Annotated in this window: 17 protein-coding genes; 11 read left to right on the top strand and 6 right to left on the bottom strand. The window is 42.5% G+C overall.

Going from position 1 to position 23,294, the window contains the following annotated elements:
• Positions 1-336: DUF6261 family protein (locus HMPREF9420_RS03110; protein WP_248628071.1), on the bottom strand; the 336-nt coding region annotated here is incomplete at its 3' end.
• A 663-nt stretch (positions 337-999) separates the two neighbouring features.
• Here HMPREF9420_RS03110 and HMPREF9420_RS03105 point away from each other — a divergent pair.
• Positions 1,000-2,190 (top strand): anaerobic nitric oxide reductase flavorubredoxin, encoded by a 1,191-nt coding sequence (locus tag HMPREF9420_RS03105; RefSeq protein ID WP_044078726.1) that lies wholly within the window; start codon positions 1,000-1,002, stop codon positions 2,188-2,190.
• 28 nt (positions 2,191-2,218) lie between these two features.
• Entirely contained in the window at positions 2,219-2,383 is a 165-nt protein-coding gene (gene rd, locus HMPREF9420_RS13100; RefSeq protein WP_007133969.1) for a rubredoxin, read from the top strand.
• Positions 2,384-2,572: 189 nt separating this feature from the next.
• Here the strand turns inward: rd and HMPREF9420_RS03100 are convergent, their stop codons facing one another.
• The 4 genes from HMPREF9420_RS03100 to HMPREF9420_RS03085 all read right to left on the bottom strand — a co-directional run bounded on the left by HMPREF9420_RS03100 (position 2,573) and on the right by HMPREF9420_RS03085 (position 10,205).
• Positions 2,573-3,730, bottom strand: a complete 1,158-nt coding sequence (locus HMPREF9420_RS03100; protein WP_007133967.1) for a purple acid phosphatase family protein — start codon at positions 3,728-3,730, stop codon at positions 2,573-2,575.
• Between the two features lie 154 nt (positions 3,731-3,884).
• Positions 3,885-5,438, bottom strand: a complete 1,554-nt coding sequence (locus tag HMPREF9420_RS03095; RefSeq protein ID WP_007133966.1) for a sulfatase family protein — start codon at positions 5,436-5,438, stop codon at positions 3,885-3,887.
• Between the two features lie 10 nt (positions 5,439-5,448).
• Positions 5,449-7,098: a RagB/SusD family nutrient uptake outer membrane protein gene (locus HMPREF9420_RS03090; protein WP_187116454.1), complete on the bottom strand. Its 1,650-nt coding sequence runs from the start codon at positions 7,096-7,098 to the stop codon at positions 5,449-5,451.
• A gap of 17 nt (positions 7,099-7,115) precedes the next feature.
• Positions 7,116-10,205 (bottom strand): SusC/RagA family TonB-linked outer membrane protein, encoded by a 3,090-nt coding sequence (locus HMPREF9420_RS03085; protein ID WP_007133964.1) that lies wholly within the window; start codon positions 10,203-10,205, stop codon positions 7,116-7,118.
• A gap of 656 nt (positions 10,206-10,861) precedes the next feature.
• On the opposite strand from HMPREF9420_RS03085, the gene HMPREF9420_RS03080 reads away from it, so the two are divergent.
• Positions 10,862-12,163, top strand: coding sequence for an alpha-L-fucosidase (locus HMPREF9420_RS03080; protein ID WP_007133962.1), 1,302 nt, complete (start codon positions 10,862-10,864; stop codon positions 12,161-12,163).
• A gap of 526 nt (positions 12,164-12,689) precedes the next feature.
• On the top strand, positions 12,690-12,854 hold the full coding sequence (locus tag HMPREF9420_RS13835; protein WP_007133961.1) for a hypothetical protein: 165 nt from the start codon (positions 12,690-12,692) through the stop codon (positions 12,852-12,854).
• A gap of 169 nt (positions 12,855-13,023) precedes the next feature.
• Here HMPREF9420_RS13835 and HMPREF9420_RS03075 read toward each other — a convergent pair whose 3' ends face one another.
• Positions 13,024-14,718 (bottom strand): putative transporter, encoded by a 1,695-nt coding sequence (locus tag HMPREF9420_RS03075; RefSeq protein WP_007133960.1) that lies wholly within the window; start codon positions 14,716-14,718, stop codon positions 13,024-13,026.
• A gap of 187 nt (positions 14,719-14,905) precedes the next feature.
• Between HMPREF9420_RS03075 and ileS the strand changes: the two genes are divergently transcribed.
• From ileS to HMPREF9420_RS03040, 7 genes are all read left to right on the top strand, one after another.
• Positions 14,906-18,541 (top strand): isoleucine--tRNA ligase, encoded by a 3,636-nt coding sequence (ileS, locus tag HMPREF9420_RS03070; protein ID WP_007133959.1) that lies wholly within the window; start codon positions 14,906-14,908, stop codon positions 18,539-18,541.
• Between the two features lie 83 nt (positions 18,542-18,624).
• Positions 18,625-19,008 (top strand): TraR/DksA family transcriptional regulator, encoded by a 384-nt coding sequence (locus HMPREF9420_RS03065; protein WP_007133958.1) that lies wholly within the window; start codon positions 18,625-18,627, stop codon positions 19,006-19,008.
• Complete coding sequence (locus HMPREF9420_RS03060) at positions 19,005-19,652, top strand: lipoprotein signal peptidase (protein WP_007133957.1); 648 nt, start codon at positions 19,005-19,007, stop codon at positions 19,650-19,652. The genes HMPREF9420_RS03065 and HMPREF9420_RS03060 overlap by 4 nt, the downstream gene beginning before the upstream one ends.
• Positions 19,649-20,551, top strand: a complete 903-nt coding sequence (locus tag HMPREF9420_RS03055) for a DUF4296 domain-containing protein (protein WP_007133956.1) — start codon at positions 19,649-19,651, stop codon at positions 20,549-20,551. The genes HMPREF9420_RS03060 and HMPREF9420_RS03055 overlap by 4 nt, the downstream gene beginning before the upstream one ends.
• Before the next feature lie 2 nt (positions 20,552-20,553).
• Positions 20,554-20,781: a hypothetical protein gene (locus HMPREF9420_RS03050; RefSeq protein ID WP_007133955.1), complete on the top strand. Its 228-nt coding sequence runs from the start codon at positions 20,554-20,556 to the stop codon at positions 20,779-20,781.
• A gap of 56 nt (positions 20,782-20,837) precedes the next feature.
• The gene (locus HMPREF9420_RS03045) at positions 20,838-22,478 is read left to right on the top strand and encodes a dipeptidase (RefSeq protein ID WP_007133954.1); all 1,641 of its coding nucleotides are present in this window, start codon (positions 20,838-20,840) and stop codon (positions 22,476-22,478) included.
• 214 nt (positions 22,479-22,692) lie between these two features.
• Positions 22,693-22,956 carry a hypothetical protein gene (locus HMPREF9420_RS03040; RefSeq protein ID WP_007133953.1) on the top strand — a complete coding sequence of 88 codons (264 nt, stop codon included), beginning with the start codon at positions 22,693-22,695 and terminating at the stop codon, positions 22,954-22,956.
• Positions 22,957-23,294: the final 338 nt, after the last annotated feature.

Here is a 23,294-nt window from a genome sequence, read left to right as displayed (position 1 = left end):
GTATGGCTTGGTGGCATTGTAGAGCGTGGTGGCAGCAGCTTTCTGTGCGGCAACGGGGCTCTGCTTGGCACTGCGGATGGCCGAAAGAATGTAGGTTATCAGGTCGTCGGCCTCCTTGTCCACCGCCACAATATCGGCGGTCTCGTCCGAAATGCGGCTCTGCGCCACGATGTCGGTCAGCAATTTCAGATTGGCATCGAAAGCAGTCAGCGTTGCGGCGCTGACGTGCAGTTTCTCGGCTGTACCTTCGTGAATGAGGTTACTCACTTGCTGAGCGAAATAGGCATACTCAGCGTTGTTGAGCTTCTTCAAACTGATAGCATTGATTTTCTCCATAAGCATTCAAATTAGAGGTTAGAGATTGTTTTATCGTCTCAAAATTAGTACAAATCCGCCAAACCGTCAAACATTTTTATCTATTTTTACCCAGAACCGCAAACCCCAAGGTGGAATTCCGTCCCCAACCACCCACGGAATGTGCGACCCAGGGTGGAATTTCATTCGCAACCACCCACGGAATGCGCGACCCAGGGTGGAATTTCATTCCCAACCACTCACGGAATGCGCGACCCAGGGTGGAATTTCATTCCCGACCACTCACGGAATGTGCGACCCAGGGTGGAATTTCATTCCCGACCACTCACGGAGTGCGCGACCCAGGGTGGAATTTCATTCGCGACCACTCACGGAATGTGCGACCCAGGGTGGAATTTCATTCTCCACCACCTGCTAAATGGAATTTTGAGATTAGACCTATTCGCCGGCACATAAAAAATGGAGGAATACAAACGTTTCCCCCATTAGCTATCATCAATATCCAGAAGAGAGCTGAAAATTTAATTGTAAAACCGGCAGCAATCAATCATGTAGTCTATCGGCTGATAGACAAACATTTATAACCCTTTTCTTTTCATAAAAAACAAAAAAGGGCGGTATATTTTTGGGTTGAAAGAGAATAATTATTACCTTTGCTGCACCAACTATTTATACTTAATTATCATGGCAAAAAAGATAACAGATAAAGTAACCTGGGTAGGAAAGATTGATTGGGAATTAATGCGATTTCATGGCGATGAGCTTTCTACGGAACATGGCTCAAGCTATAATGCCTTCCTTATTCGAGATAAGAAAACCGTGTTGATGGATACGGTGTGGCAACCCTATGATAAAGAGTTTGTGGCACGATTGAAGCGAGAAATTGATCTTAAGGAGATTGATTATATCGTGATGAATCACAATGAAATTGACCATAGTGGTGCGCTTCCTGAACTTTTGCGTGAGATTCCAGGCACTCCAATTTATTGTACAAAGAAGGGTGAGGCCATTCTTCGTGGTCACTATCATCAAGATTGGAATTATGTGAATGTAAAGACGGGTGATACGCTTGACTTAGGTGAGTCAACCCTCACATTCATCGAAGCACCGATGTTGCACTGGCCTGACACGATGATGAGCTATCTTTCAGGCGAAGAAATCTTGTTCTCAAATGATGTTTTCGGTCAGCATTTTGCAACAGAGTCTCTCTATAACGACCTTGTTAAGCAAGATGACTTAATGTGGGAGGCAGAGAAGTATTATGCAAATATCATCAACACATATAGTCCGATGGCAAGCCGAAAGATGAAGGAACTTGTCGGTATGAATCTTTCAATCAAGATGATTTGCCCCAGCCATGGTGTGATGTGGAAGAATAACCCCATGCAGATTATTGAGAAGTATCAGGCATGGTGTGAAGCTTATCAGGAAAACCAGATTACAATAGTTTACGACACGATGTGGCAGTCAACGCGTAAGATGGCAGAGGCAATCACAGAGGGCATTCTGAGTGAAGACAGCAATGTGACAGTGAAACTTTATAATGCAGCAAAAGAAGATAAAAATGATATTCTCACAGAGATGTTCCAGTCTAAAGCTGTGCTTGTAGGTTCTCCAACCATCAACTATGGCTATTCTTATGCGATTGCGGGTATTCTTGAAATGGCTCGCGGTTTGAAATTTAAGAATAAGAAGGCTGCAGCTTTCGGTTCATACGGATGGAGTGGTGATGCACCAAAACTCATCAGTGAGCATTTGAAAGAAGGCGGTTTTGAACTTGTGGATGAAGGATTTAAGACCTTGTGGGTGCCAGATGAAGAGGCACTTGCAGCGTGTCGAGAATATGGAAAAGCTTTTGCTAAAGCAACAAAATAATTTAATTTATTAATTAACAAAGACGATTATGAAAAAGTATGTATGCGATGTTTGTGGGTATGTTTATGACCCAGCAGTAGGTGATCCTGATAGCGGTATAGCAGCAGGAACAGCATTTGAGGATATTCCAGATGATTGGGTTTGCCCAACATGTGGTGTAACTAAAGAAGATTTCAGTGTAGTTGAAGAGTAATTTCGACAACATAAGATTATAAAAAAAGAGGCCTTGGAAATGACAAACTTCGTTTGAGTTTCCGAGGCTTCTTCTTTATAGATGATTCAATCATATCAAGAAAGCAGCTTTTCATGAGTTTATTTCTGCATAAAAGAAAAGAGATGCACCATAGTTTTTGTTTGATGCATCTCTTTTGACATTGTCGGTTTATTTTAATGGAAATGTGAAGTGCTTCTTTTCCTTGTTTGTAAGTCCTACATAATCTACTTCCATTTTTCCGTTTGCAATGTGACAAAGTAGATAGGTGTTGTTGCTGTTTACGAGGTTGGGGAAGTTTATTATTTCGTTTGGTTCCTGATAATCGAACCTGTGTAGATGACCTGAAAGCATAACCGAAACATTCATCTTATTGAGTTCTGGTGTCAAAGTCTCCTGCATGTGAAGAGGTCCATGCCAGTTTTTCAGCGTAGGCGGCATGTGAGAGAATACCACGATGGGGTACTTTCCAATCTTCTTCTCTTCTTGCAGGCTGCGCAACCATCGTTCTTGTTCTTCACGATATTGATCACATTCAACGATGCCGCAATACTCAAGGTCAGCGTCGGGCTTGTCTTCTCCCGAGTCTATAAATAGAAAATCCACACCTGCTACATGTTGAAGCCGATAGTATTTACCATTGTTTGTGGGGAAATAGCGGTTGAGATAATCGGCAAACTCCCCACGGAGTTCATGATTCCCTCGATTAAAGAATAAGGGTACATCGGTTGCAAACATGCTCACGCATGTGTCCAAATATGCATCCATGATATGCTTTTGACTTCTTATGCGGTTTGACATATCACCATTAAGTAGTACGAAATCAAGTTTCTTTAGATCTACATTCTTGCATAACTCCTTCATAAACTGCGGACGCTCATGAATATCATTCAATACCAGAAAAGTGATTTCGCGTGGCTTTGCAGGATAAGTCTTAAACTCATAAGGCTTCTTTTTCCAAACGTCAGACCATGCTAATCCACCCAAAGTAACCCAATCGTCGTTGCACCAATCTTTCAATGCTTGTGTAACTACCCGATAACGATACTTAGAATCAGGTTTTAGGCCTCTTATTCGAACACAATGAACGCTATCAGTAAGTATTCTTCTGCCTGCTTCTGCGGCGTAATAGCGTTTGCGTGTCTTGCTATAAAAGTGATCGGTGGAGTCTGTTGCCATTTCCACGTAGGATATTCCAGGAACATCTGTCACCCAAACAATAGTGACTCCTGTGCTATCCATGTCACAAATCCATGGTCCATGGGTTACTTTAATGCCTTTTGCACTTACACAAAACAACAGCATTAATCCAAGTAATAAGTGTTTCATTAGATTTTGCTTTATTCGTCTTATTCGTGATATTTTTATAATTGAGTTTGTATTAATTATTAAATAAGTTGTACTATTAATTGTCTTTATTCCTCCGGATAAATTTCTTTTATGGAGGAGTTAAGAGGTATAGTACAACTTATTTTCTGAAGTTTTAATGTCCCAAACGTTCTTTTTGTAAGATGCGTTGTAGCTTAAATACCTCTTCAGGATGTTGAAGTGCTACATTGTCTTTCTCATATTTGTTTGAAGTCATATCGTAAAGTTGTGGAGTAGGGGAATTGCCTGTTTCAATTTTAGGTCCCCATGTAATCATTTTCGGACCATCATGAGGCTCTATATAGCGCCAATGCGGTGTGAGAACCGATAAAACATGCACGTTAGATTCGCCGATAACATAGTCGCGTCCTTTATCATTAGTACCTAAGAACGTAGGAAGATAGTTATGACTGTCTGGTGCACTGCCTTTCGGAAGTTTTGCTCCAATCAATGACCCCAATGAAGAGAATAAATCAATTTGGCTTAGTAGTGCATTGGATTGTTTGCCACGAGCTACTTTGTTGGGCCAACTTACGATGAGGGGAACAGCTGTTCCGCCTTCAAAAGCACTGTATTTATTTCCTCTGAAAGGCCCGGCGGGCTTATGTCCATGAAGCATTTCCTCGGCTTGATCATCATAACCATCGTCAACAACAGGCCCATTATCACTTGTAAGAATAATAAGTGTGTTGTCTGCAATGCCAAGTTGAGACAAGGTCTTCATGATTTCGCCTACTGACCAATCGAATTGTACGATAGCATCACCGCGTAGTCCCATATTACTCTTACCGCGAAAACGGGCATGAGGGAAGCGAGGAACATGTACATCATTGGTGGCAAAATACATCATGAAAGGTTTATTGCGGTTTGCTTTTATAAAGTTTACGGCATGACTAACAATAGAATCGGCAATGTTTTCATCTTTCCATAGTGCTTTTCCGCCACCTTTCATGTATCCGATTCGCCCAATTCCGTTGACAATTGACATATCGTGACCATGACTTGAGCGCTGATTGTAGAGCAGTTCTGGATTAGAACTTCCTGTCGGTTCACCCTCGAAGTTCTGCTTATAGCTGACAAAAATTGGATGTTCCGGGTCATAGTTGGCCACATTTCCGTTTTCAATAAACACACAAGGCACTCGGTCGGCAGTTGCAGCCATGATATAATAATAATCAAAGCCAATGTCTTGGAGTGCTGTTGGCAATGGAGCATTCCAGTCTTGTTCGCCTGCTTCACTCCCCAATCCTAAGTGCCATTTACCTATTGCGGCTGTAGTATAGCCTCGACTTCTAAACATATCGGCCATTGTAAATTGCTCGGGATGGATAATCATGCTTGCATTTCCAGCTGCAATGTCTGTGTCATTGCGTCGCCATGCATATTCGCCTGTGAGCAGAGAATAGCGTGAGGGCGTACTGGTTGCTGCGATTGCATGTCCATTTGTGAATTGAATGCCATTGCGAGCAAGGCGGTTTATATTCGGGGTTTCTACGCCTTTGGCTCCATAACACTGCAAATCTCCATAACCGAGATCGTCAGCTAAGATGACAATCACATTTGGTAGTTTGTCTTTTTTATTTTGTTCTGTTTTTTGTTTTGCAATACTTTGCATTGGCAGTGTAGCTGCAGAACCAAGTAAAGCAAAGGTGAAAAGATTCTTTCTCATTGTTTATGTTTTAATTAGAGTTTTCTCTTAAGTTAGGATTTATATTCTGCTCAGCTAATGGAATAGGCCAAGTATAGTCTTGAGGATTACGGAATTCTCTTTTTCCTACATACCAGCGACAGTGTCCTGTAGGGTCTACCTCTTTTGTTGCTGTAGCATACTGTGTTGAATTTGGATAGGGTGCACCCCATATTTTGCCGTTTAAGACTTCGTGTGCAATGTGCCATCTCAACAAGTCCCAATAGCGTATGCCTTCATAAGCCAGTTCTATACGGCGTTCATGTCGTATGATTTCGCGGAGTCTATCAGGGTTTAGTTCATGTATTCCAGGCATGTGTACGTCGGCTCTGCCACGAACTTTATTGATAGTTTGGTCCAAAAGCGCTTGGGTAATTGGTTGATTGCTCTCCAACATACATTCTAAATAGCTTAGCAATACCTCGGCATAACGTATAATTGGAGTTACTGCACTATAGCTCGTGATATCTTCTATCGGGTTTTCATCAAAGTATTTTCTCCACATAAAACCAGTTTTCGAAGCTTCTGAAGAATAGTCTAAGCGTTGTTTTAATGAAGCTTGATAATCTGGACTTGAACGATAGACTGTTCCTTTAAACATACTTCCATTATAATAAATGGTATAATCTAAGCGTGGATCACGATTCTTACCTAAGTTATTGGGGTCAAAGCGCGAATCATCATAGCTGAAAGGAGTTCCATCTGTGAATTCATAAGCTTCGAAAAGTCCACCTGATGGATTTGAAGAACTCCATCCTCCATCTTTTGCAGACAATAGATGTTGCGGAAGTCCTGAGCCGAAATAGTTTGCCAAGTAGGCGATATAGAAAATGTTTTCTTTATTGTTTACTCCTGTATTCGGTAAGAACAAGGCACGATAATTAGGTGCAATGTCATTATCTCCTAAGTCAATAATCTCACGATAAGCCTGTGCTCCTTCTTGCCATTGCTTCAAAAGCATGCATGTTCTACCCATGAAGGCTAAAGCAGCTTGCTTACATGCTCTGCCCGTTTCGCTTGAGGTAATATCTTTATAGCGTGGAAGGTCGTTAGCTGCAGCCTTGAATTCGTCAATGCACCACGATAGAATGACACTTTGTTTTTCCTTCTTTACTTGGTTTGCCTCTTCACCTGATAGCAAAGTTGTCACCAAAGGAACATCTTTAAAGTAGCTCGCTAAGTAGTGATATTGTGTTGCTCTAAGGAATCGAGCCTCTGCAATCATTCGTTTCTTTGAAGCATTGTCGGGCTGTTTTTGAATACCCTCAAGAAAGCGATTGCACATTTCGATACGCTTATATGCCGCATCCCAATATAGTTTTATAAACCTATTGGCATTCTCTAACTTACCACTTGAGATTTGGAAATAGGCATTGTTCTCTCCTCTTCGGTCAAAACCATTGTCTGAAAGATGCTCCATGTAGAGTAAACCTGCATACGACCAGAAGTCTGAAGGAGTAAATTCCACACCATTAGTAATGGGACCTCGGTAGAGTGATGTCAAGGAAAGCGGGGCATTCTTTGAATTGTTCCAGAATGTCTTTTCAGGCAAGTCTGTTAATGGAGAACGGTCCAAACTGCATGACATGAATAAGAATGAAGTCAGAACAGCAGTGGGGAGATAGTTCGATATTGATTTTATAAATAACTTTTTCATACTTAAAAACTTAACGTTAAACCTAAGGTATAAGTGGACATTACAGGATAATAGGTACCATTGTTTTTGGTGTTTTCTGGATCCCACCCTTTTTTATAATGATCGATTGAAATAGGATTGTCTAACGATAGATAGACACGAGCGTTAGAGACGCCCCATTTCTTTGTCTGATTTTGTGGAATAGTGTAGCCCACTTGTATATTTCTGACCTTTACAAATGATGCATTCTGCACCCAGAAATCGGAAAGTTGGGTGTTAGGACTACCTGAACCTGATGTGACTTCCAATCGAGGATATCCCGGATATCGGTTGTCTTGTTGTACGTTCCAGTTCTCTTTCATCTGCCAACGTTGTATGTTGCCTTCTTGATTGAAAGCAAGACCAGCATAACTTGTCAACAAACCTTTCACCCCAGCAACACCTTGAATCAACATACTAAAGTCTATTCCTGAATATGCTAAGCCCAGATTGAGTCCGAATGTGTATTTAGGAATGCGTGAACCCAAGTAAACTTTATCTGCATTTGTCACCTTATTGTCTCCCGTAACATCTACAAATCGAAGGTCACCCGCACGACTTCCTTTTGCTATGGCTGTCTGGTCATACCATGATGCAACTTCATTATCGTTCAAAAACACACCATCTGTCTTATAGCCATAGAACATATCCATTGGATATCCTATAAATAAGTCGCTACCATTACCTACCATTCCGTTGATTTGTTGAACGTTTCCCATACCCAAGGTGAGTACTTTATTCTTGATAATCGACAGGTTTCCATTCACATGATATTGGAGTTTCTTGTAATGGTTCTGATATCCTATCTCAAATTCCCAGCCTTTATTCTCCAATTCTCCAGTGTTAACCTGAGACACTGCAAGTCCGAATATAGCCGAATAACTTGCTGCTGGCTTATAGAGGATATCCATTGTCTTACGATAGAAGTATGTTGCGTTGAACGTTAATGTATTCTTAAAGAATCCCGTTTCAATGCCGAAATCGGTTGTTTTCGTACGTTCCCATTTCAATGTTGGGTCTACATAGGTTGTGACAGCGGCTCCTTGTGTATAAACTCCTCCGAAAACATAGTTCTGTTTTGAACCTAACTTATACACAGACTGATAAGGATAGTTTCCAATGTTGTTATTTCCAAGTACACCATGTGAGGCTCTTAGCTTTAAGTTTGAGAAGAAATGAAGTGAGGGAGTCGATTTCCAGAATGATTCTTCAGATACTCTCCATCCTACAGCTACCGAAGGGAAGAAGGCATATTTGTTTCCTGTGGGGAAACGAGATGAGCCATCATAGCGTGCCGTTGTTTCAAAAAGATAGCGTTGATCATAATTATATACGATGCGTCCAAAAAGGGATTGCATGGCCCAATCATAGCCTCCACCTTCATTCAGCTGTCCATCAGCTCCACCAGCATCTAAATATGGGGTTTCATCTGATGGGAATTTATTGCGATAACCCGATAGATTGCGTGAGCGTTCATCCTCCCATGCATAGCCGGCTAAAGCCATAATATCATGCTTCTTGATTTGAATGTTATAGTTGGCCAATAGCTGGAATGTTTTATAAACAGTCGATGTCATCTGCTCTGTGAGTGAGGAAGGACCTGTTCCTCGGCCATCTCCTAAGGTCATGTTACAGCGATAATCATAATTGTTCGATGCTCCATAATGGTAACCGCCTACACATTTTAGTGTCAGACCCTTCAAAGGCGTGTATGCTAACTCTGCATTGGCTTTGAAACGATTGTCATCTGTACGATAGAATGAAGCACATTCAGCCCATGATATTGGTGTTCCTTGAAGTTTCGGACCTAAACCAAGACTTCCATCCGACATGTATGTAGGTGTTAATCCTGGGTAACGAACAGCCTGTTGAATAATAGAGGTTACACCTGAAAGGTCAAGTGCTCCGGGAGTTGAAGGCTCATGACGATCTGCAATATTCCCACTTAGGCGAATGTTGAGTTTCAGTCGTTTGGTGATTTCTGCGTTTAGATTCAGTCGACCTTGGTAGTTGTTATAGTAGTTATGCGGCACTAAACCATTTTGTCTCATATATCCCAATGAGGCCATATACTGCACTCGGCCATTTCCTCCACTGACATTGAGTTCATGTTTCGTTTGAAAGGCTGTGCCACCCAATAGTTTTTCCAAATAGTTTTCATCGGCATAATTGTCTGGATCGCTACCATCCTTAAACTTTTGTATCATCTCGTCAGTATAGGTGTTCTTTCCTATGGCCATATTATAATAGGTGGCATATTCATAGGAGTGAGCGAACTCAGGCAATGAGAAGGCTTTACTCAGCCCCATAGAACCATTATACGATACACGTGTGCGTCCGTCTTTACCTCCTTTTGTTGTCACAAGGATTACACCATTGGCTGCACGCGAACCATAGATAGCTGCAGACGAGGCATCTTTTAATACCGAGATATTCTCTATATCCGATGGGGTCAAATCACTCCAACTACCGGGAAGTCCGTCAATCAAGATTAAAGGTTCGGGGGTTGCACCAAAAGAGCCGACACCACGCACGCGGATAGAGGCCTCATCTTTACCAGGATTACCACTTCTTTGGGTAATCGTTACTCCTGAAAGGTGGCCCGTAAGCATGTTTGAAACATTTGAAACACCACGTGATTCCAATTGTTTGCTGTTCACAGTAGATATAGATCCCACTACATCTACTTTCTTTTGAATGCCATAACCTACGACAACAACTTCATTTAAGTCTGAAATGTTGCTGTGAAGTGTAATTGTCATCGATGGCTTTGCACTCACAATACTGTTGGTATAGCCGATAAAAGACACTACCAGATGGCTACCTTCAGGCACATCAAGCACAAATTTCCCATCCAAATCAGTGATAGTACCATTCTTTGTGCCTTGTTGTATTACTGTTGCGCCAATAATTGATTCGCCTTGCTCGTCAACAACGATACCTTTTACTTTGATTGTTGATTGTTGAACGATGGCTTTGTCTGAATAATTGAGTTCTGCTTTTGACGTAAAGGGTAGTCCACCACATAGCGTCAAGGCAAGAATCAGACGATTGATACATAAGTTTGATGTCATAGTATAAGACTTTAGTGAATATTTTCATGGGGAGATTACACGAAAACAATTTGTTCTTCGTGTAGATTTTGGATTGTTTGGGTAGAGGACTTTCATCCGTTTTGTGTCGGTAATCATCTTCTTATCAGTAATGTTTCCATCGTAATGTCTATGGAAGAGTACAATGGAAAACAAAGCTTCAACAAATCTTCATGGTTATGTTTCTGTCAGTTGGCAAACGAATGATAATCATGTAAGTTTATTCATCCATTCAATCCACAAAGAAACTTCATTAAAGGTGCATCATGCTTTGATTCGAATTTTGTTCATGTTATTATCGGGTTCAAAAATATAAAATAAAAAATGATTCACCAAATAATTTTGTTCTATTTTTTGTATAGAGGCTTTTTTTCTTAACTTTCAAGTGAAAGTGAATGGCAAACGATTGCACAATACGCTTTAATTTATGGACGTTTCAAGTGTTTTTCTTCCTAAAAGGCTCTATTCCTTCTTATCTATTGTTATTTAAAGCGGTGTAGTTCAACGATAAGATTGGTGAAATCTTATAAAACTTTTCTTTCTTTTCGTCAAGAAAAGACATTCATTCCATTTTTTGATACAACTCTTCAGAAGTTTCATTATCTTTGCAGATATCAATCTAAACAATGCATTCAAACATGAAAAAAACATTTATTTCTATTGTGATGTTAATGGCTTGTGCGCTTGGAAATGCACAAGAAACCTATCATCCAACGGCTGAAAACCTCAAAGCACGTAAAGAGTTTCAAGACGAAAAGTTTGGAATCTTCTTGCATTGGGGCTTATATTCCATGATGGGAGTAGGCGAATGGGTGATGACAAACAAAGATATTCATTATAAAGAATATCCAAAGTTGGCCGAAACCTTTTATCCTTCGGCCTTTGATGCTGATGAATGGGTAAAGGAAATCAAGGCCTCTGGGGCAAAATATATCACGATTACCACACGTCATCATGATGGATTCTCACTGTTTAAGACTGCAACAGGCAAGTATAATGTGGTAGATGGTACGCCATTTAAGCGTGATATCATCAAAGAACTTGCCGATGCATGCCATCGTCATGGGATAAAGCTTCACCTTTATTATTCACATTTGGATTGGGGAAGAGAGGATTATCCTCAGGGAAGAACAGGACTTGGTACGGGAAGGCCTAAAGAAAAGGCTAACTGGGCAAGTTATTATAACTTTATGAACACTCAACTCACTGAATTGCTCACACATTATGGTCCGGTGGGAGCAATCTGGTTTGATGGTTGGTGGGACCATGACAGCGACCCAAAGCCTTTTGATTGGGAACTGACTAAACAATATGCGTTGATTCATAAGCTTCAACCTCAGTGTTTGATAGGCAATAATCATCATCAAACTCCATATCCGGGGGAAGATATTCAGATATTCGAACGTGATCTTCCTGGTGAGAATAAGGCAGGTCTTTCAGGGCAAAGCATAAGTAGATTACCGCTTGAATCTTGCCAAACTATTAATGACCATTGGGGCTATTCGATAACGGATAATAACTATAAGAGTCCGAAAGAGTTAATACAAATGCTGGTTAGGGCAGCTGGAAAGAATGCAAACTTGTTGCTTAATATAGGTCCTGAACCCGGTGGAGCACTTCCTTCGCTTGCACTCGACCGTCTGAAAGCCATTGGAAAGTGGTTGGATAAGTATGGAAATACTATTTATGGGACACGTGGGGGGATTGTAGCACCACATGATTGGGGGGTAAGTACACAACGAGACAATAAACTTTATATTCATATCTTAAATTGTCAAGATGCAAGTCTGTTTATTCCGCTTGGCAAACACCAAGTGAAGTCTGCCAAAGAATATGCAACAGGCAAGCAAATCAAATACATAAAAGGTCGTGAGGGAATTACGCTTGATTTGGGAACAACACCTACCGATATTGATTATGTTGTTGAATTGACGCTTTAATAAGTTCTCGTTTTACATGGGGCTCTATGGGATGGATTCTAAGCGATAAAGACTTTGTGTTGTAAGTGTAAACCGCTTGTGAATCAATAAGTTCAGAGTCATCTTCTAAAATGGCCCATTTTATACCATTATCTCAGTCATTTTTCAATATAAAGTGGCTGAGATAATGGTTTTATTTGCCTTGTTTTAGAAATAAAGGACATCTTCTTCGGCGGTAGAGGAACAAAAGCAAGATTGGATTGAGCATGCAGGGTAGAGCACTTTGAGATTCTTAAAGTAGGGGAGGGATGTTGAGATGAAAGAATGAGATGTTCTTTGTTGGCTGATTAGCTTTATATTTTGATTTTATAGAGGATATTTAGAAATAGTGTTCAAATTCTCCTTTTAATTCGTTGGTTTTTCTGTTTTATTTGGTTCTATGCATAAGAAGAACTATCTTTAGCCAACATCTTATAGATGAACTTGAAGATTGTAACGACTAACGGGAAATAGTTTATCCTAAAATATAATATACTCAACTAAGAAAATGATGATGAAAAGAAAGAAGAATTATCTTGAACCATGGTCCATTTTACAACCAATAGAATGGACTTCAAGCCTATTGGCAGGAACTGGTGGAGCTGGTAATGGAGGATTTAGCCCCAGTGTTGTAGACTTTGAAGATGGAGGTACAGAAGATTTAGATGGTTAAAACTCATGATCCGAGTAATCCTTCACAACCTGGTTCATGACGAAATAGTTAGATGTGAAGAATCATTCTTCTGTAAGAAGAACGTTTAACAATAAAAAAGAATAGGCCTTGTGGAGTTATTCCATAAGGCCTATTATGCTTTGTTTTCTTTAATTCTTAATTCAATATGTCATGCTCCACAACAGAACAATACAATAAGCTGAGCCGTGAAGATACGCAGGAACATACTCAATGGGTATACGGTTGAATAGCCGATAGCTGGTGCTTCCCTTGTACAGATACTATTTGCATAGGCAAGTGCTGGTGGGTCTGTATATGAACCAGAAATCATTCCCATGATTGTAAAGTAGTTGAACTTATAATACAAGCGTGCGATTGTGCCCACAATAAGAATTGGAATGATTGTAATAAGGAAGCCAGTATAAACATATTTTAAGCCATCCCCTTGAACAACAGTCTCCCAGAAGCCTGCTCCTGCCTTGATTCCTACAGAGGCTAAGAACAACACAAGACCTATTTCACGAAGCATCATGTTGGCTGATGTGGTGGTATAGGTAACAAGTTTGAACCGATAGCCAAAGCGTCCGATGAGGATAGCAATAATCAATGGGCCACCAGCAATACCAAGTTTGAGAGGTACTGGCATGCCTGGAATACTAAGAGGGATACTTCCAAAGAGTATGCCGACTATGATTCCGATAAAGATAGTGCCAATGTTTGGTGCGTCAAGGCGTTTAGTGCTATTGCCCATCATCTCTGCTATGCGGTTAACATTATCTTCAGGACCTACAACCATGATGCGGTCACCTATCTGGAAACGATGGTTACGACTTGCAAAGAGGTCCATGCCTTGGCGTGTGACACGTGTAATGTTTACGCCATAGACACTTGAGAAGTGCATTTTTCCTAAGGTCTTACCATTCATGGCAGGGTTGGTGACAACAATTCTTCGGCTGATGAGCGGTTGAGCTTCTGCTTCTGTGTGCCATGGCGTGTCGATTTCTGGCCCGATAAAAGCCTTGATAGCTTCGGCATCGCCTTCTGTACATACAATTAAAAGTTCATCTCCAAGGCTGAAGATGGTATTTCGGTTAGGGATAATCACCTCCCCATCATGAAGTAATCGTGTACAGATGACATCTCGATTCAAGAATTGAGAGATTTCCAACAAAGAGCGCCCTGCAATGTATGCATTGCTTACTTTCAAGTGCATTTGATGGGGTTTCGCTTTTGGATTCTCGTCTTCTTGTTCGGCAAGTTGTTTCTCTTCCTTCTCAAGTTTCACACGTGTGATATAACGAATTGCAATGGTTGCACCAATAATTCCCAATACACCAAGTGGGTAAGCACAAGCATATCCCGATGCAATTTCAGGTACGTTTCCGTGGGCAAAGACATTTGTCAGCGCCTCATTTGCGGCACCAAGTCCAGGGGTATTGGTTACGGCTCCATATAATGTTCCGACCATCATTGGGAGATTTTTGATATTTTTGGTGTCAAAGAAAAGCCAATAACAGGCAAACATCACTCCGATATTGAGCAGAATCGTTACTGTGGCCAGTAGATTGAGTGACACTCCACCTTTCTTAAAACTTTCGAAGAAGCCCGGACCCACTTGCAAACCGATGCAGAATACAAATAAAATCAGTCCAAAATCTTGAATAAAACTCAGGATGTTGGTTGGTGCAGTGAATCCAATGTGACCAGCAAGAATACCAGCAAAGAGCACGAAGGTCACACCGAGAGAAATACCTCCTACTTTCACTTTGCCTAATAGTACGCCTATGGAAATCACAATTGCATAGAGCATGGCTATGTGGGCCACAGAATCAGTAGTGGTAAAAAGATTGATTAACCAGTTCATAATTATTAGTGTAAATTCTTTGCAAAAGTAGTGAGTTTTTGGGGATTAACAAAATATATGTTATGTATTTTAGGGCTCGGCTGTTATATTCTTAAAAAGAATGGGTGCTTTTTGGGATTGCTAATAATTTTTATTATCTTTGCGGGCATTAAAAAGTTACGTAACAATAATTAGATTTTTATAGAATATGGCTAAAAAATTTGCCGAACATGATGGTCTTCATCTGACAAGAACAAATCAGGAAGTATTGGCTGAGTGGGAGAAGAATGATATTTTCCATAAAACAATCGACGAGCGTGAGGGTTGTCCACAATTTATATTTTTTGAAGGTCCTCCTTCAGCGAATGGGCATCCTGGAATTCATCACGTTTTAGCGCGTGCCATCAAAGACACCTTCAATCGCTATAAGACAATGAAGGGGTATCAGGTTCACCGCAAGGCGGGCTGGGATACACACGGACTTCCTGTTGAGCTTGGAGTGGAAAAAGAACTTGGAATCACAAAGAAGGATATTGATAATAAAGCTTCTGAAAAGTATATCTCAACCGAGGATTATAATAAGAAATGTCGTGAGAATGTGATGAAGTTCACGGCTGAATGGCGTGAGCTTACGGAAAAGATGGGGTATTTTGTAGACCTTGATCATCCTTATATCACGTATGACAATAAATACATTGAAACCCTTTGGTGGCTCTTAAAGCAACTTTATAATAAAGGTTTGCTTTATAAAGGTTATACTATTCAACCCTATTCACCTGGGGCTGGTACTGGCTTGTCAAGTCATGAGTTGAACCAGACAGGTTGTTATCGTGATGTGAAAGATACAACTGTAACGGCTCAATTCCTCATTAAAGACCCTAAGACAGAATGGACCAAGCATGGTAAGCCCTATTTCATTGCATGGACCACTACACCATGGACTTTGCCTTCTAACGTGGCACTTTGTGTAGGTCCAAAGATAGACTATGTAGCCATCGAAACTTATAATCTCTATGATGGTCAGCCCCTGACGCTAATCATGGCAGAGAGTCGAGTCAGCGCTTATCTTAATCCTGAGCAAGAAGTAAAAGAGGGTGAACTTGGCGCTTTTGATAAAGAAAAGAAACAATGTCCTTGGCGTATTGTAGACCGAATGAAAGGTGCTGACTTAGAAGGACTTCATTATGGTCAGCTCATGCCTTGGGTAAAGCCTTGTGAGAAAGTGGATGACTTCTCACCAGCGTTTGTGAAAGACTATGCCGAGGCACATGCCGACAAGGTGTTTGCAAGCGAAGATGGTCGTGATAAGTTTGTTGAAATGGATAGCGAAGCTTTCCGGGTTATCTTGGGTGACTATGTTACTACCGAAGATGGTACGGGTATCGTTCACATTGCCCCAACCTTTGGTGCTGACGATGCTAAAGTGGCTAAAGACGCTAACATACCAGCCCTTTATCTGATTAACCAGCAGGGAGAGACACGCCCAATGGTTGATTTACAAGGTAAATATTATGCATTAGAAGACCTTGACAAGAACTTTATAAAGGCTTGTGTAGATAAAGAGGCTTACGGACATCATGCGGGTGACTATGTGAAAAACTCATACGACCCTAAATATAATCCTGATGGAGTTTGGGACAAGAAGGCCTGTGAAAAAGATGAAGACTTGAATATCGTCATCTGCATGGAAATGAAACAGGAGGGCACGGCTTTCAAGATAGAAAAGCATGTGCACAACTATCCACATTGCTGGCGCACAGACAAACCCATTCTATATTATCCGCTCGATAGCTGGTTTATCAAAGACACGGCAAAGAAAGAGCGTATGGTGGAACTCAATAAAACCATTCGCTGGCAACCTGAAAGCACAGGAACAGGGCGTTTCGGCAATTGGTTGGAGAATCTGAATGACTGGAACCTCTCACGTTCACGTTTCTGGGGAACTCCTCTTCCTATCTGGCGAGACGATAAACGCAATGAGAAGTGCATAGGAAGCATAGAAGAACTCTATGCTGAGGTAGAGAAGAGTGTGGCTGCTGGAGTCATGAAGAGCAATCCTCTGAAAGACAATGGCTTTGTTCCAGGAGACTATTCAAAAGAAAATTATGATAAGGTAGACTTGCATCGTCCATACGTAGATGATATCGTGCTGGTGAACGAGGCTGGCGAACCCATGAAGCGTGAGAGCGATTTGATTGACGTTTGGTTTGACTCGGGCTCTATGCCTTATGCTCAACAGCACTATCCATTTGAGGGTGAACTTGCCCCTGAAGCACTGAAAGCAACAGGCAAGAGCGAAGTCGGATATCGTCGAGAGCTTGTCACTTCTACCTATGAGGGCATCCCTGTGCCTCCGGCTTACTATCCTGCCGACTTCATCAATGAGGGCGTAGACCAAACACGCGGTTGGTTCTTCACCCTGCATGCCATTTCAACAATGGTGTTTGATCATGTGGCCTTCAAGAATGTCATCTCTACAGGCCTTGTGCTTGATGCCAAAGGAAACAAGATGAGCAAGCATGTGGGCAATGTGACCAATCCATTTGAAATGATTGACAAGTATGGAGCCGACCCTGTACGCTTCTATATGATGACTAACTCCGAGCCTTGGGACAATTTGAAGTTCGACCCGAATGGAGTAGACGAGACACGCCGTAAGTTGTTCGGAACATTATATAATACATATAGTTTCTTTGCCCTCTATGCTAATGTCGATGGCTTTGCCCCTGAGGCTAAGCAGGTGGCTCTTGAAAACCGCCCAGAGATTGACCGTTGGATAATTTCCAAAGCCAACTCTCTGATAAAGGGTGTTGAGCACGAATTGGAAAACTTCGACCCCACACGTGCTGGCCGATTGATAGATGCCTTTGTGAACGACGATTTGAGTAACTGGTATGTGCGTCTGAATCGTAAGCGTTTCTGGGGTACAGAGATGAGCCAAGACAAGCTTTCGGCTTATCAGACACTTTATACCTGCCTGATGACTGTGGCTAAATTGATGGCTCCATTTGCTCCATTCTATGCCGACGAACTCTATCACGACTTGGGAGGCAAGTTAGAGAGCGTGCATCTCGACCATTTCCCTGTAGCTGATGAGCAGGCAATAGATGCCGACCTCGAAATCCGAATGGGTATGGCACAGAAGATAACCTCAATGACGCTTGCCTTACGCCGAAAGGTAAACATCAAGGTGCGTCAGCCACTGGCTCAGATAATGATTCCTGCCATTGATGCTGAACAGAAACAACACATAGAGGCTGTGGCCGACCTCATCAAGAATGAGGTTAATGTGAAGGAACTCGTGTTTGTAGAAGGCCAAGGCATGCTCGTGAAGAAAATCAAGTGCAATTTCCGAGTCATGGGCAAGAAGTTTGGCAAACTCATGAAGGCTGTAGCTGCCCACATGGATGCGCTCAACCAAGACGAGATTGCCTTGCTCGAAACCTCGGGAAGCATTAGCTTTGAGGTAGAGGGCCAGGCGGTGACCGTAGAGGCATCTGATGTAGACATTATCAGCGAGGATATTCCTGGTTGGTTGGTGAGCAATGAGGGCAATCTGACGGTGGCACTCGAGGTAGAGTTGACCGAAGAGTTGAAACGCGAAGGTATGGCACGCGAACTGATTAATCGCATTCAGAATCTGCGTAAGGAAACAGGACTTGAGATTACCGATCGCATTCTTGTAACCGTGGCCCCGAATGAGCAAACCGACGCTGCCATAGAATCGTTTGGCGAGATGATTAAAAGTCAGGTGCTGGCCAACGACATCAAGATAGCCGACAATCAGGGTGTTGAGACTGAGTTTGATGACTTCAAACTCAACATCCTTGTAGAGAAAAACTAATAAAGAGCTTATTGGTGGCCATGAGAGTAACTTCCTGTAGCCACCAACTCTTTCTTTTATAATAATTAAAAATTTAATAACCTATGGACAAGAAAGCACGTTACTCAGATGAGGAATTGGAAGAGTTCCGTTCTATCATTAATGACAAATTGAAAGTTGCTCGTACGGAATACACAGCACTGATGAATCAGTTGATGAACAAAGACGGCAATGGCATTGACGACACTTCACCCACCTATAATAAGGTGCTCGATGAGGGAAGTGCCAACCAAAGCAAAGAAGAAATGATTCAAATGTCACAACGTCAGCAAAAATTCATTAGAGCTTTAGAGGGCGCTTTGCTCAGAATCGAAAACAAAACCTATGGAATTGACCGCATAACAGGCGAATTGATTCCTAAGGAACGTCTCCGTATCGTGCCTCATGCCACCTTGAGCGTGGCATCGAAGAACGCAAGAAAGAAATGAAAACAAACAAAATCTTATCCGATGGTGTCCTGGCCTTTATCTTAATCACTGCCATTCTTCTCATAGATCAGGTTATTAAGATTGAGGTCAAGACCCATTTCAGTCTTGGTGAGTCTGTTCACATCACCGATTGGTTCTACATCAGCTTTGTTGAAAACAATGGTATGGCCTATGGCATGACCTTCTTCAATAAACTGGTGCTCAGTCTTTTCCGTCTTGTAGCCATCACCGCTATCGGATGGTATATTCGGCAGGTGCTCAAGCAAAAACACACCACGGGATACATCGTCGTGTTGTCGATGATTCTTGCCGGTGCAGTGGGAAACATCCTCGATTCCATGTTCTATGGACTCATCTTCAATGCCTCTACACCTTTCAGTGTGGCCGGCTTTGTGCCCTTTGGAACAGGGTATGCCTCCTTCTTGCAAGGCAAGGTGGTCGACATGTTCTATTTTCCCATGATTGTAACCACCTATCCTTCGTGGGTTCCCTTCAAGGGAGGAGAAGAATTCATCTTCTTCTCACCCGTGTTCAACTTTGCAGATGCATGTATCTCCGTAGGCATAGTGTTGTTTTTCCTGTTCTATCGCCAGGAGATGGAACAGCTCTCAGATACCATTAAACGAGCATTGAAGAGAAAATGAAAATGCACACGATACACAAGTCGTTCACAAGTTTGGTGCTTGGATGCCTCGTGATGTTCATTGTCGGATGCCGTCCTAATGTTCCCTCCGAGTATATACAGCCATCTGAACTGGAAGACATGCTCTATGATTGGCACTTGGCCGACGCTATGGCTGGCACTTCGGGCAATGATTCACTCAACATCATCAAATATCATGCGGCCGTACTTGAGAAATATGGCTATACCCAAGCCCAATTTGATTCGTCTCTGGTCTACTACATGCGTCACACCGAGCGTTTGAAAACCATTTACGAGCACCTTGCCAAGCGGTTTAACGACGAAGCCACGGCACTCGGAGGCGCCGCCGGAGACGCTTTTGCCAATGTAGGGCTCAAAGGTGACACGGCAAATGTGTGGCACGGCCAAACCTCAATGGTGCTTGCCCCGCAAAAACCCTTCAACCTTTATAGTTTCAGTCTCAAAACCGACTCGTCTTTCCATAAAGGAGACCAGCTCATGCTCGACTTTAACACCGATTTCATCTATCAAGATGGCATGCGTGATGGCGTGGCAATGCTTTCAGTCACATTCAACAACGATAGCATAGCCTCACAAACCATTCACATCTCATCAGCAGGCCACAACACCCTCACTATCTATGATGACAATCGGTTAGGTATCAAAGCTGTCAATGGTTTCTTCCTGCTCAACCGAAGTCAGAGCCCTGGAGAAAACACCACAACACTCAAACTGATGATTATCAGTGCAGTCAAACTCTTCCGCATGCACACTAATAAGGAAAAGCCCACCGAGAAGATGAAAACAGATAGCCTCGCGCGTGATTCTAACCGCCAGGGGCAGGCACCGCCTCCCCCTGCCGACGCCATGATACCCGAGCGCCAGCCCAGCACAAGATAGCCATGCCAAACCATAACGTGCGCCGATTGGCTTTTCATGAAGTCGTCTTCGACGATGGCCACACGTTGCATCATGCCGTTGTCGAAGTCTGTGGCAATGAGGTGTTGAACAGTTATACGTTCAATGGTGAGCCTGCCATGACTGAATGGATAGGAGGAAAAGCTTTTGTCGAAAAAGGAAAAATAAGGATACATTCCTCATTCCTCATTAACATATCGAGCTTAATGTAACATGTAATATGTAACATGTAATATTTTGAACGTAAGAATTATAACACTATATCACTATGAATATCAATAAACCCATTCTTTTAGCCTTAGGACTCATGCTCTATGCATCAGTCTCACACGCCTGCACCAACTTCATTGTAGGCAAGAAGGCAAGTGTCAACGGAAGCGTCATCTGCACGTATAATGCCGATAGCTATGGCATGTTCCTTGGCTTAGCCCACTATCCCGCAGGCCGTCATGCAAAAGGGCAAATGCGTCCCGTTTATAATTGGGAAACCCACGAATTGAGAGGAGAAATTCCCGAAGCCCCAGTAACCTACAATGTCATCGGAAACATCAATGAATATCAAGTAACTATCGGCGAAACCACGTATGGTGGGCGCGAAGAGATGGTCGACTCCACAGGCATACTCGACTATGGCAGTCTCATCTATATTGCCCTGCAACGCTCACGCACAGCCCGAGAAGCTATCCGCGTGATGACCAATCTGGTAGAAACCTATGGATATAACAGCGAGGGCGAAACCTTCACCATTTGCGACCCTAACGAAGCATGGATAATGGAGATGATGGGATGCGGACCAGCAAGCAAAAAAGTGGTGTGGGTGGCACAACGCATCCCCGACAACGCTATCTGCGCACACGCCAACCAAAGCCGTATCGGACGCTTCAATATGAACGACAAAAAGAATGTAATCTATAGTAAAAACGTAGTGTCGTTCGCACGAAGCAAAGGATGGTTCAAAGGCGCTGACAACGAATTTAACTGGAAAATGACCTATGCACGCCCCGACTTCTCAGGCCGACGCTTCTGTGATGCACGCGTGTGGGCCTTCTTCAACCACTTCGCTGACAACTTCTCGCGCTATCTCCCTTGGGCCGAAGGCGTTGATCCCAATGCCGAAGACATGCCACTATGGATAGTGCCCAACCACAAACTCAGTGTGCAAGATGTGCAAGCAGCCATGCGCGACCATTATGAAGGAACGCCATTGGCCATGGACTCACTCGATATTGGCGGAGGCATCTACCAAATGCCTTATCGACCCTCACCACTCACCTTTAAGGTCGATGGCAAAACCTATTTCAGCGAACGACCCGTGAGCACACAACAAACAGCCTTCTCCTTTGTCAGCGAAATGCGCTCATGGCTTCCACGCGAAATCGGTGGCGTGTTGTGGTTTGGAAACGACGATAGCAACATGATTGTCTATACCCCAATCTATTGTGGCAACACCCTCATCCCCGAATGTTATGACACCCCAGGAGCTGATGCCGTTACCTTCTCAATGAAAAATGCCTTCTGGGTATGCAACTGGGTCAGCAACATGGTATACCCGCGCTATAGCATGATGTTCCCCGAACTCAAAGCGGTGCGCGATAGCCTCGAACAAAATTATTTCAAACAACAAGCCGAGGTTGAACAAAAGGCCTGCGCCCTCTATGCCTCAGACAAGCCAGCTGCACTCAAACAACTCAATGACTACAGCAATCAACAAGCACAGCACATGCTCAAACGATGGACACAACTCGCCTTTCATCTCATCGTGAAATATAACGACATGGCCGTGAAACCCACTGATGCGCAGGGACAATTCGTGCGTACAAAAACAGGAATCGGGGCCACTGTCTCACGCCCCGGCTTCCCCAATGCCTTTGCACGAAAGTTAGTGAAAGAACTCACGCCTGAACCATAACACACCCCAAACAAAAACCTCTCCTGTTCCTCTCTTTGAGGAGTAGGAGAGGCAAATTAAGAAAACGCTCTAGCAAACTCTACGCATTGAGGGTGTGTCTATTTAGGCACACCCTCTATAGCGCCACGCAAAAATAATTGCGCTTTCACTTTTGTTTTCACAATAAAAATCTTATATTTGCAACGTATTTGTTTTATAACAAACGCGAAAGGTTATGAACATAGTTTTAGAAATCAATCACAAGCAAGTAACGACATCGGAACTCATGAAGCAAAGACCAACCTTGCGAACAGGTCTCCTATCGTCAATTGGACTGACGTCTGTAAGGCGATTCGAACGCTATTTGCAAGGTAGCGACAGAGAGGACTTTCAGCGTGATGCAAAGGTTATTGCCAGAGATATGAACATTGCTATGAAACACATCACAAATGGAAGTAAAAAGGAAATAACTAATTTTCTCTTCGTGATAATGATATAACATAAGAGGGTGTGTCTATTTAGGCACACCCTCAATGCGTAGAGTTTAGTAGAGCGTTTTCTTAATTTACCTCTCCTTCTCCTCAAAAGAGGACATGGGAGAGGTGACGTAAGAGCAGGAGAGGTGTTTTGTTTTCTCCCTTATCATAGCGCTTTTTGATATTTCTTTTCAGATTATTTTGCTATTTCAGAACTTTGTTATACCTTTGCCGCCGTGAAAAGATTAGCAATATCATATCAAGGTAATGACAGCATGCAAGGAAATTTGAGTTTCTTTGCAAATTTTTGCGTCAATAATTTGGTAGTTCCAAATAATTTGCTACTCTCTCTCTCTCTCTC

Origin of the sequence: Segatella salivae DSM 15606 (assembly GCF_000185845.1) — a bacterium.
In the GTDB taxonomy this organism is placed as follows: Bacteria; Bacteroidota; Bacteroidia; order Bacteroidales; family Bacteroidaceae; genus Prevotella; species Prevotella salivae.
This window is presented reverse-complemented; position numbering and strand designations above follow the sequence as displayed.